The sequence below is a fragment of the Clostridium sp. AF28-12 genome (assembly GCF_003435225.1).
Classification (GTDB): Bacteria; Bacillota; Clostridia; order Lachnospirales; family Lachnospiraceae; genus Pilosibacter; species Pilosibacter fragilis.
In genome coordinates this window covers 838-1,383 of record NZ_QWGJ01000062.1, presented here as the reverse complement: position 1 = coordinate 1,383, position 546 = coordinate 838, and the positions used below count along the sequence as shown (strand labels likewise).

Below are 546 nucleotides of genomic sequence, written 5' to 3'. Positions count from 1 at the left end.
TAAAACCCTTACTTCTTCTTCCTTAGAAAGGAGGTGATCCAGCCGCACCTTCCGATACGGCTACCTTGTTACGACTTCACCCCAGTTATCAGACCTGCCTTCGACAGCTCCCTGCTTTCGCTTGGGTCACTGGCTTCGGGCATTTCCGACTCCCATGGTGTGACGGGCGGTGTGTACAAGACCCGGGAACGTATTCACCGCAGCATTCTGATCTGCGATTACTAGCGATTCCAGCTTCATGTAGTCGAGTTGCAGACTACAATCCGAACTGAGACGTTATTTTTGAGATTTGCTCCCCCTCGCAGGCTCGCTTCTCTTTGTTTACGCCATTGTAGCACGTGTGTAGCCCAAATCATAAGGGGCATGATGATTTGACGTCATCCCCACCTTCCTCCAGGTTATCCCTGGCAGTCTCATCAGAGTGCCCAGCTTTACCTGCTGGCTACTGACAATAGGGGTTGCGCTCGTTGCGGGACTTAACCCAACATCTCACGACACGAGCTGACGACAACCATGCACCACCTGTCACCTCTGTCCCGAAGGAGG

1 rRNA gene (only partly in view) is annotated in these 546 nt (G+C 52.7%); it reads right to left on the bottom strand.

Annotated elements, in window-relative coordinates:
- Positions 1-26: 26 nt before the first annotated feature.
- Positions 27-546: ribosomal RNA gene (locus tag DWY93_RS16765) — 16S ribosomal RNA — on the bottom strand (its annotated part continues 837 nt past the right edge of the window); the annotation flags it as partial.